The sequence below is a fragment of the Pseudomonas sp. QTF5 genome, assembly GCF_000512695.2.
In the GTDB taxonomy this organism is placed as follows: Bacteria; Pseudomonadota; Gammaproteobacteria; order Pseudomonadales; family Pseudomonadaceae; genus Aquipseudomonas.
In genome coordinates, this window is the sequence record NZ_AZRW02000002.1 from 112691 (window position 1) to 126671 (window position 13981).

Sequence of the window (13981 nt, forward strand, 5' to 3'; positions counted from 1 at the left end):
TTCATTCAGCAGCCGGCACTTCCACGACAGGTATCAGTTGCACCGCCACGGGTGCCGGTTTTCCGCGCTTCTTGCGCTTGTTGATCAGCGGCGGGCATTTGTCTTCGTTGTGGTAGGTCATCTGGCAGTCGAGGCAGTAGTGGCACTCGTTGGCATTGATCCGGCCATCTGGATGAATCGCCTGGATCTCGCATTCCTTGGCGCACAACTGGCAGGGGCTGCCGCATTCCTTGCGGCGCTTGAGCCAGTCGAACAGGCGCAATTTGGTCGGGATCGCCAGCGCCGCACCCAAGGGGCAGATGTAGCGGCAATAGACTTTGCGCGTAAAAATATTGATGACCAGCAGCGCTACCGCGTAGAGCACGAACCACCACTGGCGGTCGAACTTGAGGGTGATGGCGGTTTTGAAGGGTTCCACCTCGGCGAACAGCTCGGCGGTGGACATCGATTCCAGGGAGATGCCGAAAAGCAGCAGCAAGATGATGTATTTGATCGCCCATAGCCGCTCATGCACCGCAAAGGGCAATTCGTACTGGGGAATTTTCAACGTGCGCGCGGCTTCGTTGATCAACTCTTGCAAGGCGCCAAACGGGCACAGCCAGCCGCAGAACACGCCACGGCCCCACAGCAGGATGCTCGCGGCGGTGAAGACCCAGAGCATGAAGATCAGCGGATCGGTGAGAAACAGCTCCCAGCGAAATTGCTCGAACAGCGCATGCACAAAGGTCAGGACATTGACCACCGACAATTGCCCCAAGGCATACCAGCCCAGAAAGACCACGGTAAAAAGCAAGTAACCACGACGCAGCCAGTGCAGAAAGCGTGGCCGGCGGGTGAGTTTGTCTTGCAGGAACAGAATGGCCGTCAGCAGCAACAACGCGCTCGCGAGTACGGCGATCTGGAAGTGTTTCTGGTACCAGATGGTCAGCCACATCGGCCGGCTGGCTTCCTCGATGGCTGCCTGTTCTTCGGCACTGGGCGCGGGTCGCTCAAGGTAGGGCTCGGGCAGTTGATAAGGCAGTTCGAAGCTGCTGAAGGTGCCGCTGACCGGTCCCGTCTGACGCCGCACCAGGAGCTCCAGGGACCAGGGCGATCCCGGGTCGAACCCCGCCGGTTTGCGCACAATGAACACCGACATTTCAGTGAACTCGGGCATGCCCTTGGCAAACACGTCGGAGAGCCGCTGATGGTCCATGTCGCGAAAGCTGATGATGTTGCCGAACTGGCGCAATTGCACCCGATCGAAAATCCCGCCGCGCACATAACCCGAGCCTTTATAGGAAAACAGCCCACGCCCCAGCACCACGATGGCCTGCTCGCCGGGTTTGAGTTCCTGCATGAGGAAGCGATATTGATTGTCGCCCAGTAGCGCGCGGCCAATGGTCGGCGGGTTCAAGTCGGCGGTGTACAGCTCGATAAAGGTGTCATCGACTTGATCCGGGCCGGCGTTGTCGACGCCTTCGGCTTCGGTGCCCTTGAAGGCGGCATCGACCTGTCCACGGGTCAGGTTCAACCGGCGAATGGCGCCGTTACCGGTCAGTTGCTCCCAGGTGGCGGGCTCGAAAAAGTCCTGGCGCACGATGGCGGGCTTGTTCACCACCCCACCCCGGTCCTCGATCAGCTTCAGCGATACGGCCACTTCATGGGCGGCACGCATGATGACCTCATTGACCACCATGGCGGTGACGGTTGCGCCGGCGATGGCATCCACGGTGACCGCGCTCGGGTCGCTGGAATGGCCGACCACCACCCGCTGGCTGACCTTGATCCCTTTGTATCGGGCACTGAAACCGTGGAGTTTTTCTTCGGGGATGCCGATCAGCAGAATCGGTTCGTGGTGCTCTAGCACATAGGCGTCCTGAATCACGCCGGCGGTGTCGAGGATCACCTGGGTGTTGATGGGTTTGCCCGAGTAGGCCGGAATATCCACCACATCCAGGCTCTGGAACACATACCCGATAACCTTGCCGGCCGCCGACAGCGTGCGCACCTTGAACTTGCCTTCGGCTGCGGACACCGAATCGGTTTGCGGGAAAACCTTCTCGATGCGCTGCTGCTCGATGTCGCCGTATGACTTGGCCTGCACCGTCGCGAACGCTGCGATCATCAGCAAGACCATCACCACCAGCCCGACGCTCAAGATGCGCAGGTTGCCATGTGTCGAAGGCTGATGGATTGTCATGAAGTCGCTGATTTCAAAGGGGCTTGCGGCCATGTTAGGCAGCGTTGTGCGCCCTGCCCTTGATTGAAATCAACTCAATAGAACTCCTTGCACCTAGAGCGTCCAGAAGCCTCAAACGGTGCGGGAAAACTGACCTTTTTGTTCGCCTCCCAAATAGGCGTCAAATGCCATCGCCGCACTGCGCATCATCAAATGCCCTTGCTGCAACAGCACCAATTCGTCGCTGTGAATCTCCAAGAGCCCGTCACGCACCTGCTCGCCCAGTTGCGCCAGCGCATCGGCAAAATACTCGGTGAAGCAAATGCCATGACCCGCTTCGAACTTGGCGAAATCGATCCTGCCGTGGCACATCAGGTCGCTGATCACTTCGCGGCGCAGCAAATCATCGGCGCTCAAGCGATAACCACGATGTACCGGCAACAAACCTTGATCGATACGGGCGTAGTACTGCGAAAGCTCCTTGACGCTCTGGCTGTAGCTGTCACCGACCTTACCGATCGAAGACACCCCAAGACCGATCAAATCGCAGTCGGCATGGGTCGAGTAGCCCTGAAAATTGCGTTGCAGGGTGCCCTGGGTGCGGGCCAGCGCTAGCTCGTCGTCCGGCAAAGCGAAATGATCCATGCCGATATAGACATAACCGGCCTCGGTCAGGCGGCGGATGGTCAGCTCCAGCAACTCCAGCTTGCGCTCCGGTGGCGGCATGTCCGCGGGGCGAATCAGCCGTTGCGCGCGCACCTGCTCCGGTAAATGCGCGTAGCTGTAGGCGGCAATCCGGTCAGGACGCAGGGCGATGATCTTGCCGAGGGTGACGTCGAAACTCTGCACAGTTTGCAGTGGCAGTCCGTAAATCAGATCGACGCTGATCGACTTGAATTTCGCCTCTCGCGCGGCCGCGACCAGCGCATAGATCTGTTCTTCGCTTTGCTGGCGATTGACCGCCGCCTGGACGTCGGGATCGAAGTCCTGCACGCCGAAGCTCAGACGATTGAACCCCAGTTGGCGCAGCGACTGGATCTGCTCGGTGCTGATGGTGCGCGGATCGACCTCGATGGAAAACTCGTGATCATCGCTGTCATCCATGTCGAATGCCTGGTGCAGGCAGTCCATCAGGTCTGCCAGCTGTTCACTGGTCAAATACGTCGGCGTGCCCCCGCCCAAGTGCAATTGCGTGAGTTTTCGGGTGCGGTCGAACAAGGCGGCCTGCATCACGATTTCACGTTTGAGGTACGTCAGGTATTCAACCGCCCGATGGGTTTTCCGGGTAATGATTTTGTTGCAGGCACAGTAGTAACAAAGGCTCTTGCAGAACGGGATGTGGATGTACACCGACAACGGCTTGGGCACCGCCGCCAGGTTGCTGTCCGAGGCCGCACGCTTATAGTCATCAACGGCGAACGCCTGATGAAACTGCGGCGCGGTCGGGTAAGAGGTATAGCGCGGCCCCGGCAGGTCATACTTTTCGACCAGGGCGCGATTGAAATCAAATGAAGTTGTCATGATCAATCCATTCGCAATGGGGTTCATGCCCCGCACCGCCCGAATCCTTTTCAAACAGGTTGCAGATGGCATCCACGTGGGGCCGACCGGCCGGAAGAATACTAATGAAACGGTTAGACAGTTCGATCAACCCGTCACGGCTCAATTGCTCCAGCACAGGCCAGGCGGTGAAAAAGTACTGGTGAAAAATGAGGCCATGACGCGTCTCGATTGCCTGGATATCCAGTTCCAGATCACAGGCCAGGCGTTCTATGACCATGAGCCTGACCTGATTCCCTGCCTCACAGCGCCAGCCACGACTCGTCGGCAATTGGTCCATGTCCAGTTGCTGCTGGTACCGTTCCAGTTCGTCGGTGTTTTGCGCATACATACCGTCGATCTGACTGATAGCGCCCAAACCGAACCCGATATGGTCGCAATGTCCGTGACGGGTAAACCCCTCACAATTGCGACGTAATCGGCCGCGCTCCTGAGCAATCGCCAAATCGTCATCGGGCCGGACAAACTGCCCCAGGCCAATGTAGTGATAACCAGCGCCGATCAACTGTTCAAAGCAGATCCGGCGCATGGCGCCTCTATCTTCCTCGCTGCAAAACGCCCTGATTTTGTCTGCGGCCTTTGGCCGATAGCGTTGAGGTGGCCGGGCATAATCAAACACCAGCAGCCGGTCCGGCTCCAGTTCGATGATGGTTGCCAGTTTCAGCGCAAAACTTTCTGGCGTCTGCCAGGTATGGCCATAACCCAGATCGACATTGATGGATCGATAGCCGAAGGTACGAGCGGCATCGATAAGCGAATGGATCGGTGCCGGGTTCTGGTAGCAGGTCAGCGACATCGCACTGTCGGCACCGATGTCCGGAACGCCGATGCTGACATGGTTGAACTCCAGGTCACGTAGCATACCCATGGTCGACCAATCCGTATGGTGAAGGTCCACTTGTATGCTGTAGTCACCGCACTCATGTCCAAGAAAGTTGAATCGGCCACGAAGGTGATTCATCAGCCGTCTCAGGTGGGCGATGGCGGGTGTTCCCCCCCCTAGATGGAACTGCTCGACCCGCTGCCCGGTTCCCAGATGACAACCGACAAGGTCGATCTCATGTTGCAGACGCTGAACATAGTGTTCGACAACACTGTGCTCACATGAAGTTTCGCGCGGGGACCACAAGGCAGGCTTAAGGTTAGAAGGCAGTTGCACGTTCAGCGATAGCGGACGGCACTTCTGACGGCTGACGCGCAATGCACGAAGCAAATCCAGAGAGCCGATGCCGCCATGAAATTTTTCAGTGTCGACATGGCAGTTGGGGTCGAGCACGCCTTGATCGCGCCGGACGTTCGGCTCACCGGGGCTGTGAAATAAATTGAGCATAACGGGTCTCCGAGACTGGCTGCGGACCGCCAGTGTCGGAGTTTGGCGATCAATGCTCCTTGATTTGCATCAAGCGCGAGCAAAGTGCTTGTCGCGCAATAGACACCAGGCAAGCCCTAATGCCAGTCAGTTAAGGTGCGATACCTGTGGGAGCGGGCTTGCTCGCGAAAGCGGTGTGTCAGGCGACATCAATGTTGACTATGCCGCCGTCTTCGCGAGCAAGCCCGCTCCCACATGGATTGCGCTTAACTGACTGGCATTAAGGCAAGCCCAGTCACCACGTCAGGTAGAACATCCACTTGGCCAATAGCACGATGACAACCATGTGGCAGAACAGGCTGCCATGGATGAAATGCAAGTATCGAGCACTCATCCGGCCACTTTTGAACAAAAACATGGCGACCAGGAAATGCAGCAGTACGCTGACGGCCACCACGATTTTCACCATCAGCAATGTGCCAAACGATGAGGCCATTGGTGTGGCAAGGGCCGGCAAATAGCGCAGCCAGACCATCCCCAACCCGGCACCGAACAACACCAGCAAGACCCATGGAATCAAGGTGCGCGCGCGTCGACCGATACCCTGCTCGACCAGCAACATAACCTTGACGGGCAGCTGTTTGCGGATACTTTCAAGGAACAGGACTTCGAAGAACACCGTGCCGATGAAAATCAGCGCGGCAAACAGATGCAACATCAGAAACAGCGGATAGAGCATGGGATTCTCGCTCTCAATACAGCTGAACACGATTCACTCGCCCTGAGGGAAACGTCACTCCCATCGTTGCGCCGCCCCGCGATCACTGTCGCGAGCCTGGACCCAATGGGAACTCTCGGCCACCTGCTCTTTCTTCCAGAATGGCGCGCGGGTTTTCAGGTAATCCATTACAAACGCACAGGCATCAAAAGCCGCTTGACGATGACTGCTGCTGATACCGACAAAGACAATGGGCTCTCCCGGTTGCAGCACGCCGATTCGATGGATCAACACCAGTCCGAGCAACGGCCAGCGCTGCCGAGCTTCGTCGGCGATCTTGCCCAGGACCTTTTCGGTCATACCGGGGTAATGCTCAAGAAACATCCCGGCGACTTCTTGTCCGGCGTTGGTGTCACGTACATACCCGACAAAACTCACCACAGCGCCGACATTCAGGCTCAAAGCCTGCAGGGTGTTGATTTCGGTGTTGGGGTCGAAGCGGTCTGTCTGGACTCGAATCATCGAATCACCCTCCCGTTACGGTTGGGAAAAAACCCACTTCATCACCGTCTATCAACGGCTCATCGAGCCCACACATGTCCTGATTGCGGGCACACATGAGGTTCTGTTCGGCCAGCACCCGCCAGACACCAGAACGATGTATCAGGTGCTGACGCAACTGATTGACAGAAGTGAAATCACCTTCAATCGTTTCACCGTCAAGGCCAAGCGTTTCGCGGTACCGCGAGAAATACAAAACATTCAGCTTCATTGTTTCTGCGCCTGATACCAACCGCTTTTACCACCCCGTTTTTCCAACAGCCGCACCGATTCGATACTCATGCCTCGGTCCATGGCCTTGCACATGTCATACAGGGTCAAGGCCGCCACACTGGCGGCGGTCAGTGCCTCCATCTCGACGCCGGTCTGTCCGGACAACTTGCACCGAGAAACAATGCGTACGCGTTGGTCACCTTCAAAACTCAACTCAACGTTAACACTGCTCAGAAGCAGCGGATGACAGAGCGGAATCAACTCGCTCGTGCGTTTGGCCGCCTGAATGCCAGCGATCCGCGCTACCGCAAATACATCACCTTTAGGGTGAACACCGCTGGCAATCAGTTGTCGGGTCTCGGCAAGCATATGAACCCATGCCTCAGCCACTGCTTCTCGGGACGTCACGCATTTATCCGTAACATCGACCATTCGTGCGCGTCCCAGTGAGTCGAGGTGAGTCAACATCAATTCAGTCATAAGCAATAAGCCTTGCGCTACCAACAGTCGGTTTCAGCGCAGAATACAGAGCCGGCCGACACATGCGGTTGACGTCAATCAAGTAATCCAGACAAGCACATGCTTACAGGATCCTGGTTGCCAGCATTTCGACCAGACGCAGGTAAAGCGTCACCGATCAGGCAATCCTTCTGGCGGTGTAATCCGTCAGCCCGAGCGCTTGACTTGGGCTGTGGCGAAGGCTGGCTGTTGCGGGCGCTGGCTGAACGAACTATCAAGGCGATCGGCGTAGATGGCGACGCGACCTGGTCGAATCATTTTCCCTCCCCGGCAATCATCAAGTGACGCCATGAACTGGCGTCAGACCGCTGCCCTATCGAAAAAACCGCACGCTATCGCACAAACATCCAAAAATGCAGCACAACCGTTCAATCCCCGCTATGTGGAATGCGTGACTATTTCCTCGACTTGACCAATGAGGCGACGGCTCCTCCAGCCCATCGTCTTGCGGACGGCGGCGCGGGTCAGGTGCAGTTGCTCGTCTGCCGCAAAACCTTAGCTACTGATTCCACGAAAGACTCGATGACTTTTTTCATCAATCAACGGCACACGTCGTCGAGCAACCCAAGTAACCCTCAGTCAATACGTAAGGAAAAACATCATGGCTCTCGCAAAAGCAGCTCCAGGCAAAACCCTTCTTACCCCAACTGACCACACCCTGATCATGATCGACCATCAGTCGCAGATGTCCTTCGCGACCAAGTCGATCGATGCCGTCACCCTGCGTAACAACGCCGCGCTGGTAGCCAAGGCCGCCCGGGGCTTCGAGGTATCGACCATCCTCACCACCGTTGCCGAAAAAAGCTTCTCCGGCCCGATCTTCGACGAAATCAAGTCAGTGTTTCCGGACCACAAAGTGATCGACCGCACCAGCATGAACACCTGGGAAGACGAACGCATCGCCGTCGAAGTGAACGCCTTCGGCAAACAGAAAATCGTCCTCGCCGGTCTGTGGACCTCCGTGTGCATCGTCGGCCCGGCGCTGTCAGCTATCGACCAAGGCTTTGAGGTCTACTTCATCGCCGATGCCTGCGGCGATGTCTCCATCGAAGCCCATGAAATGGCCGTGCAACGCATGATCCAGATCGGCGCCCGCCCGATGACGGCGTTGCAATACCTGCTGGAGCTGCAACGTGACTGGGCTCGTACTGAAACCTACGAGGAAACCGTCAAGACCTCGATCGCCAATGGCGGCGCCTACGGCCTGGGTCTGATCTACGCCAAAACCATGTTCCACGCCTCTGAAGGCCATTGAGCGACGACAGCGGCTGCGCACATGCGTAGCCGCTTCCTCACGCCTTTTTTATTGCAACCAGGAAGCAAGCCATGAGCCTTCTCAAACACCTCCCCGCCTACTTCAAGGGCTCACTGATGGCCCTCAGTCTCACGTTTGCAGCCAGTCAGGTTCAGGCGGCGCCACCGCCGCAAGTACAAACTCAAGTCCCTGGCTATCAGCGCCTGGCTGTGGGTGAATATGAAGTCACCGCGTTGTTCGATGGCTACAGCGACCTCGGGCCAACGCTGCTCAAAGGCCTTTCGCAGAAAGACATTCGCGCCATGCTCGAACGCAAGTTCATTTTTACCCAAGGCATGCCGACCGCGTTCAACGCATTCCTGATCAACACCGGCAAAAACCTGGTGCTGGTGGATGCCGGTGCCGGTGCCTGTTTCGGTGAAACCGCCGGCTGGCTGCCCGACAATATCCGCGCTGCCGGTTACCAGCCTGAGCAAGTGGATACCGTGTTGCTCACCCATATGCATGTCGATCACGTCTGCGGCCTGATCAACACCAAGGGTGAACCAGTGTTCGCCAATGCCACGGTGTATGCCGCCAAACTGGAAGCCGATTACTGGCTCAGCCAGGCAAACCTGGACAAGGCCCCTGCAGATGCCCGTGGCTACTTCGAGATTGCCCGTAAATCGGTGGCTCCCTATGTCGCCGCCAACCGCTTTAGAACCTTCACCCCCGAGCAGTCGCTGGTGCCTGACGTCACCCCGGTCAGCCTGCCCGGCCACACACCCGGCAGCAGCGGCTACACGTTCAACTCCAACGGCCAGAGCATTCTGTTCATGGGTGACCTGATCCACAGTTTCGCCGTGCAGTTCCAGCATCCGGAAGTGAGCATCGGCTTCGATGTCCAGGGCAAACAGGCCGTCGAGACTCGCGAAAAACTGTTCAAACAGGTCGCTCATGACCGCACCTGGGTTGCCGGTGCTCACTTGCCCTTCCCTGGTATCGGGCATATCAGCAATCGCAAAAAAGCCTTCGCCTGGGTGCCCGTCGAATACGGCCCTTACCAGCGACCGAAAAATGTCCCGCTGATCCAGTGATCACAACCCCGGACTTAAGCCAACTTCACTGCGGGGAACCTTCTCAGCGGTGAAGGTGCCGGGCCGCTGGCGCCCGACTCGCTGGCTGCGCAGCCACTTCTCGCGCGGTGAATGAATATGATGTATGCATCCAAAGACCTTATTGCAATTCAAGGCCCGGGCAACGCGACCGCCCCCCTGATGCCCTTCTGGTTGTGCATGTTGCTCACGAGCACAGCCGGAACCGCAATAGCCGCCGAGCCCGTACAAACCGCACAAGGTTTGCTGGCAGGGTCGACGCTTGAGGTGCTCAGCCGAAACTTCTACCTCAACAATGACTATCGATCGCCCTCGCCGACAGACAAGAGTTACAAACAGGAATGGGCTCAGGGTTTCATCACCTCGTTCGAATCCGGGTTCACTCCCGGCATGATTGGAGTGGGTATCGATGCCCATGGATTTCTCGGTTTGAAACTGGACGGCGGCAAGGGACATTCCGGGACAGGATTGTTACCTCTGGATCATGACGGTCGCAGCGAAGACAGCTACTCCAGCGGTGGTGGAGCCCTGAAGCTGCGAGCCTCCCGCACCACCCTGGCGTTCGGTGAAATGACTGTGCAAACCCCGGTGTTCGACACGGCGGACAAACGCCTGCAACCGGAATACGCCACGGGTCTGTTGATCGACAGCCGTGACATCGATGATGTGCATCTGTTGGCCGGTCACTTCACCGCTTTCAAGAATCAGGATGCGTCCACCCGCAAGGGCGACTTCTCCGGTTACGGTGTGAGCACCGGTACGGGCGGCATCGATTTTATCGGGGTCAACCTGTTCGAAGATCGCCTAGTGGGCGGTGCCCTTTATGCGTCTGAACTGAGCGACACCTGGCGTCAGTACTACGCCAACCTGCACCTGAAACAGTCCGGTTTTTTCCTCGACGGCAATCTTTACCGCACCCAGGACTACGGCGAGGCCGCGACAGGGGCGATCGATAACACCGCCTACAGCCTGTCGGGCAAATACACCACCGGTGCCCAAGCCTTCACCCTCGCTTATCAGAAAATCAACGGCGACACACCCTTCGACTTCGTCGGTGGTGATTCCATCTACCTGGCCAACTCGATCAAGTACGCTGATTTCAACGGCCCCCATGAACGTTCCTGGCAGGTGCGCTACGACTTCGACCTCGGCACTTTCGGCCTGCCCGGCTTGAAGTTCATGACCCGCTACGTAACCGGGCGTGGCATCGATGGCACCCAGGCACCCAAGGGCGGTGCGTATAACCCGTTCGACCCGGCCACCGGCGATTACCAACCCCAACAAGGGGATGGCGGCCGGCATTGGGAACGCGATATAGACCTACGCTACACCGTGCGGTCGGGCCGGGCCAAGGGCTTGTCCGTGCAGCTGTCCCATGTGACACATCGAGCCAATAACGCTCAGGCCGGCGATGACATCGACCGGACTTATGTGGTTATCGAGTACCCGCTCAAGCTGGGATCGCTTTGAGCTTTCTCCTGGATGGAGCACATGGTCACGCGTTGATCTACAGACGGCGCCAATCGGTTTCAGCAGCATCCACCAGCGGCCATCCATCGGAAAAGCCGGCTTTGCAGCCAAGGCCGCTGGGCAAGTGTTGCTAGCAACGCGTCACGTTTGGCCTGAGCGCAGAAGGTTTTTCCCGACCACCGGCATTGCAGGAAGGACGGCCATGAGCCATGCGGTCGTTGCCGCTGCCGCCGTCGAGCATGTCATTACCGCCGTTGCCATACAGCGTATCGTCGCCACCCAGGCCGAGGAGACTGTCATCGTCGGGATTACCGTTGATCACGTTGGCGCCATCAGTCGGCACGACGGGCGGGTAATAGAGATTGGCCAGCATCACGCTGGCGTTCCAACGGCTGCCGTCAGCGAACTGGATTCAGTCGATCGCGTGATCCGCATCGAGAAAGTTCTGGCTCACGGTGAGGGTCTCACCACTCGCCAGAACGCTGAGCACCAGATCGTTGCCGATGCGGGTCAAGCGGATCTGGTTGGCGTTGAGGTTGGTCAGCAGGAGGGTGTCGACGTCGTTGTTGGCGCCACCGGAATTGTCGATCACATCGAAGCCATAGCCCAAGCCGAACCGATAGGTATCGCTGCCGCGTCCACCCACGAGCCGGTCATTGCCGGTGCCGCCGTCCAGCGTATCGTCACCACCGTTGCCGTAGAGTGTGTCGTTACCGCCCAGGCCATTGAGGGTGTCATTGGTGGCATTACCCGTCAGGATATTGGCATTATCATTGCCATTTACAGTGGCCATGAGCAAACCCCTCTAGAGTTAATGGCATTTTGACGGTGTAAGTCTAATTCGCGGTAAATACCCAGCCATAATTCATTTGAATGACTCAGTAAGCCTTTCGTCTGATGTCCCAACGAACCCTGCAAATACCGCGAATTGCCCCTATTGCGCGGCGAATTCCATGAGCCTTATTTCAGTTGAGCGAGCGCGGGCATGCTCGGTGTCAGCCATACAACCGCATACCGCATGGCCAGTGACCGCCTGATCCCATCCGTTCGGCGTACAGGTATTCAGAAACCGCGCACCAGGTAGGCTCCTGAGGGAACCCGATATCGCAGCTTCTTGCATTTGCCAGGTGCAGGCTGATGCCCCGGAGGACGATCAGGAAACCAAATTCGGCATTTGCCCGGAGGCGGCATATGGCTGCGGGGAATCTCAACCTCAGCGTACGCCCGCTCTGGCTCGACATTAGCCATTTGCAACTTTCCTTCGGGCCCGGCCCTGCCAGCCGTCGGTGCATCCGAAACCCGATCTGTCTCTGCGCTAGCGAAGTTGCCAGCGTCGCGCCCAGGGTCCGGAGTGCGGCGCCTTTGGGTCTCCTCTTCCAGCCCCTTCTGGACTGCGACCAGATCCTCTTTGGCATTGGGTGGGGTCCCCGAAGACTGGGCCTGCTGCGCCGCCTGGATCAATTGGAAGTTGCGGTTGCGCAACTCGACGTTGCGACCAACCCCCATGTTCGAGCGCACCGCCAAGGTTTCAGCCTGCTGGTACTGCCCCTGCTGAAGACGCAACACACCGAGGTAATGCAGAGTCGCGGGATTGTTCGGCTGGATATGCAGGGCACGCTCCAGCGTGGCGGCGGCCTGGTCCAGTTGGCCATTTTCATACTGCCGCGAGGCTGTTTCGATCAGGGCGGTTGATGCGCTGTTGCTTTGCGCGGGGGCTCTTCGCTCGGCAGCGACAGAACAAAACGACGCGACGGCGCAGAACACCAGGATGAGGCCCGGCAGAAAACTCTTGGTTGGCATCAGGGGGCGGACTCGACTGAACTCGGACGGCACTGCCGTAAAACAGACCACAGCGCTGCTCGGCATTTCCGAACAGGGCCGTTATTGACCTGGCCAATACCCTGAAGTTCCTGCTGCAACGGCCGTCGCAGATCCAAGGGTGAAAAGCGGATTTTAAAGCTGCCAAAGCGCGCCTGAGACCTCGCAGTGCGACATCATCGCGCAATGCTGCATTCATCGCTTCCAACGGCTGCTTAACCACTTGGTCAGCTTGCTCTAAACCTCTGTACTCGCTTGTGGGCCACCATCATCTTCGCGGATGTCATAGCTCAAGCCTTATCTAGAGATTTCTGCTTGAGTGCTGCGCAGCAATTTTCACATAGCCCATCAAACTGGGAGGCGCAGCCCCAATGGAGGATTAGTCTAGATAAAAATCTTGATACAATTGCCAGAATTTTGGCACTATGCGCCGTTTCAAAAGAAGGCAGGATATCCTGTGCAGTCGCTTAAAACCGTCAGGTTAGCTTTTCCTTTCTGCCATCAAATCGCTAAGGCGACCTTGAATTTCTCGCGCCCCCCGAGCGTAGCGGTCCTCGATTCCATCGGTAAGTTGATAGAACCGCATTACCTGGACCGCCCCAAACGCATCAGAGAATTCGTGGGTCATGACGAATGCAAGCTCTTCATGAAGGTTCAACGTGTCGAGACGCTGCCAAAGAAATTCCGCATAACACTGGGACGCCCAAAGCGCTCAGGCAGGTTCGACTGGCCTCTTGAGGAACTGTTGAACACGATCATAGCCGCAGAACGCGGCGTTGAGACTGCCCGCATTGTGGGCTTCGGGGTGGTCAAGCCGAGGTTCGGTATTATCCAGGAGTTCGTGTTGTTGACAGAATTCCTCGAGGGACACTTGAATGGTTTGCAATGGCTGCAGAAGCACCCTGAGCGGGTGGTTGAGTTCATCAAAGGGTGCATGAACCTCATTATCGACATGCGCAAGCGCGGTCTGATTCACCTCGACCTATGGGTGGCGAACGTAATGGTGCCTGAAAAGCAGTGGAGTACTCTGCGGGTCATCGATATGGAGAATGTTTTCACCCACCCATCGGCTTTCACCTCTGAAACCCTGGGTTTTCAGTTGGGTTTTCTCTATCGCAAAGAAATGCACCATTTCATCGACGAAGCGTTGTACGACGGTTTAGTCGCCGACTTCCTGCGTGATTGCGTGGACATCGATAGCGCTGCGTTTGCGCGGATTTACACGGTGAGCAAGCACAACAAGTTCAGCCATAAGAAACGCCGCAAAATTTTTCTCGAAGGTGAGTTGGATATCTCCTGAATA

14 protein-coding genes and 1 pseudogene are annotated in these 13981 nt (G+C 57.2%); 5 read left to right on the forward strand and 10 right to left on the reverse strand.

Annotation, left to right across the window (positions count from 1 at the left end; genetic code table 11):
• Window position 1 precedes the first annotated feature (1 nt).
• The 7 genes from nosR to moaC form a co-directional block, all read right to left on the reverse strand.
• Complete coding sequence (gene nosR, locus IC37_RS02120) at window positions 2-2215, reverse strand: transcriptional regulator NosR (RefSeq protein ID WP_030130693.1); 2214 nt, start codon at window positions 2213-2215, stop codon at window positions 2-4.
• 78 nt (window positions 2216-2293) lie between these two features.
• The gene (hemN, locus tag IC37_RS02125) at window positions 2294-3682 is read right to left on the reverse strand and encodes an oxygen-independent coproporphyrinogen III oxidase (RefSeq protein WP_030130692.1); all 1389 of its coding nucleotides are present in this window, start codon (window positions 3680-3682) and stop codon (window positions 2294-2296) included.
• Window positions 3666-5051 (reverse strand): coproporphyrinogen III oxidase, encoded by a 1386-nt coding sequence (locus tag IC37_RS02130; RefSeq protein ID WP_030130691.1) that lies wholly within the window; start codon window positions 5049-5051, stop codon window positions 3666-3668. Before IC37_RS02130 ends, hemN begins: the two co-directional genes overlap by 17 nt.
• Window positions 5052-5325: 274 nt before the next feature.
• Window positions 5326-5769, reverse strand: coding sequence for a CopD family copper resistance protein (locus IC37_RS02135; protein WP_030130690.1), 444 nt, complete (start codon window positions 5767-5769; stop codon window positions 5326-5328).
• 54 nt (window positions 5770-5823) lie between these two features.
• Window positions 5824-6270 (reverse strand): molybdopterin synthase catalytic subunit MoaE, encoded by a 447-nt coding sequence (gene moaE, locus IC37_RS02140; protein WP_030130689.1) that lies wholly within the window; start codon window positions 6268-6270, stop codon window positions 5824-5826.
• 4 nt (window positions 6271-6274) lie between these two features.
• On the reverse strand, window positions 6275-6520 hold the full coding sequence (locus IC37_RS02145; protein WP_030130688.1) for a MoaD/ThiS family protein: 246 nt from the start codon (window positions 6518-6520) through the stop codon (window positions 6275-6277).
• A complete protein-coding gene (gene moaC, locus IC37_RS02150; protein WP_030130687.1) occupies window positions 6517-6990 on the reverse strand; it encodes a cyclic pyranopterin monophosphate synthase MoaC in 474 nt (157 codons plus the stop codon). The genes IC37_RS02145 and moaC overlap by 4 nt, the downstream gene beginning before the upstream one ends.
• Window positions 6991-7151: 161 nt before the next feature.
• Here moaC and IC37_RS02155 point away from each other — a divergent pair.
• The 4 genes and pseudogenes from IC37_RS02155 to IC37_RS02170 all read left to right on the forward strand — a co-directional run.
• Window positions 7152-7287 (forward strand): annotated as a pseudogene (locus IC37_RS02155) (methionine biosynthesis protein MetW); the annotation flags it as partial.
• Between the two features lie 355 nt (window positions 7288-7642).
• Window positions 7643-8296, forward strand: coding sequence for a hydrolase (locus IC37_RS02160; RefSeq protein WP_030130686.1), 654 nt, complete (start codon window positions 7643-7645; stop codon window positions 8294-8296).
• Window positions 8297-8367: 71 nt separating this feature from the next.
• The gene (locus IC37_RS02165; RefSeq protein WP_030130685.1) at window positions 8368-9372 is read left to right on the forward strand and encodes an MBL fold metallo-hydrolase; all 1005 of its coding nucleotides are present in this window, start codon (window positions 8368-8370) and stop codon (window positions 9370-9372) included.
• Between the two features lie 117 nt (window positions 9373-9489).
• Window positions 9490-10860 carry an OprD family porin gene (locus IC37_RS02170; RefSeq protein ID WP_030130684.1) on the forward strand — a complete coding sequence of 457 codons (1371 nt, stop codon included), beginning with the start codon at window positions 9490-9492 and terminating at the stop codon, window positions 10858-10860.
• 130 nt (window positions 10861-10990) lie between these two features.
• On the opposite strand, the gene IC37_RS02175 is transcribed toward IC37_RS02170, so the two are convergent.
• The 3 genes from IC37_RS02175 to IC37_RS02185 form a co-directional block, all read right to left on the reverse strand.
• Window positions 10991-11233, reverse strand: a complete 243-nt coding sequence (locus IC37_RS02175) for a hypothetical protein (RefSeq protein WP_030130683.1) — start codon at window positions 11231-11233, stop codon at window positions 10991-10993.
• 39 nt (window positions 11234-11272) lie between these two features.
• A complete protein-coding gene (locus IC37_RS30785; protein ID WP_030130682.1) occupies window positions 11273-11653 on the reverse strand; it encodes a calcium-binding protein in 381 nt (126 codons plus the stop codon).
• Window positions 11654-11922: 269 nt separating this feature from the next.
• A complete protein-coding gene (locus IC37_RS02185; protein WP_030130681.1) occupies window positions 11923-12660 on the reverse strand; it encodes a tetratricopeptide repeat protein in 738 nt (245 codons plus the stop codon).
• A 475-nt stretch (window positions 12661-13135) separates the two neighbouring features.
• On the opposite strand from IC37_RS02185, the gene IC37_RS02190 reads away from it, so the two are divergent.
• Entirely contained in the window at window positions 13136-13978 is an 843-nt protein-coding gene (locus tag IC37_RS02190) for a lipopolysaccharide kinase InaA family protein (protein WP_051414832.1), read from the forward strand.
• Window positions 13979-13981: the final 3 nt, after the last annotated feature.

Bases quoted from the DNA above. Each gene is read 5' to 3' on its own strand.
- moaE (WP_030130689.1), bottom strand. From the start codon at position 6,270: ATGATTCGAGTCCAGACAGACCGCTTCGACCCCAACACCGAAATCAAC.
- IC37_RS02165 (WP_030130685.1), top strand. From the start codon at position 8,368: ATGAGCCTTCTCAAACACCTCCCCGCCTACTTCAAGGGCTCACTGATG.
- IC37_RS02175 (WP_030130683.1), bottom strand. From the start codon at position 11,233: ATGCTGGCCAATCTCTATTACCCGCCCGTCGTGCCGACTGATGGCGCC.
- nosR (WP_030130693.1), bottom strand. From the start codon at position 2,215: ATGGCCGCAAGCCCCTTTGAAATCAGCGACTTCATGACAATCCATCAG.
- IC37_RS30785 (WP_030130682.1), bottom strand. From the start codon at position 11,653: ATGGCCACTGTAAATGGCAATGATAATGCCAATATCCTGACGGGTAAT.
- hemN (WP_030130692.1), bottom strand. From the start codon at position 3,682: ATGACAACTTCATTTGATTTCAATCGCGCCCTGGTCGAAAAGTATGAC.
- IC37_RS02130 (WP_030130691.1), bottom strand. From the start codon at position 5,051: ATGCTCAATTTATTTCACAGCCCCGGTGAGCCGAACGTCCGGCGCGAT.
- IC37_RS02135 (WP_030130690.1), bottom strand. From the start codon at position 5,769: ATGCTCTATCCGCTGTTTCTGATGTTGCATCTGTTTGCCGCGCTGATT.
- IC37_RS02160 (WP_030130686.1), top strand. From the start codon at position 7,643: ATGGCTCTCGCAAAAGCAGCTCCAGGCAAAACCCTTCTTACCCCAACT.
- IC37_RS02145 (WP_030130688.1), bottom strand. From the start codon at position 6,520: ATGAAGCTGAATGTTTTGTATTTCTCGCGGTACCGCGAAACGCTTGGC.
- IC37_RS02185 (WP_030130681.1), bottom strand. From the start codon at position 12,660: ATGCCAACCAAGAGTTTTCTGCCGGGCCTCATCCTGGTGTTCTGCGCC.
- IC37_RS02170 (WP_030130684.1), top strand. From the start codon at position 9,490: ATGATGTATGCATCCAAAGACCTTATTGCAATTCAAGGCCCGGGCAAC.
- moaC (WP_030130687.1), bottom strand. From the start codon at position 6,990: ATGTTGACTCACCTCGACTCACTGGGACGCGCACGAATGGTCGATGTT.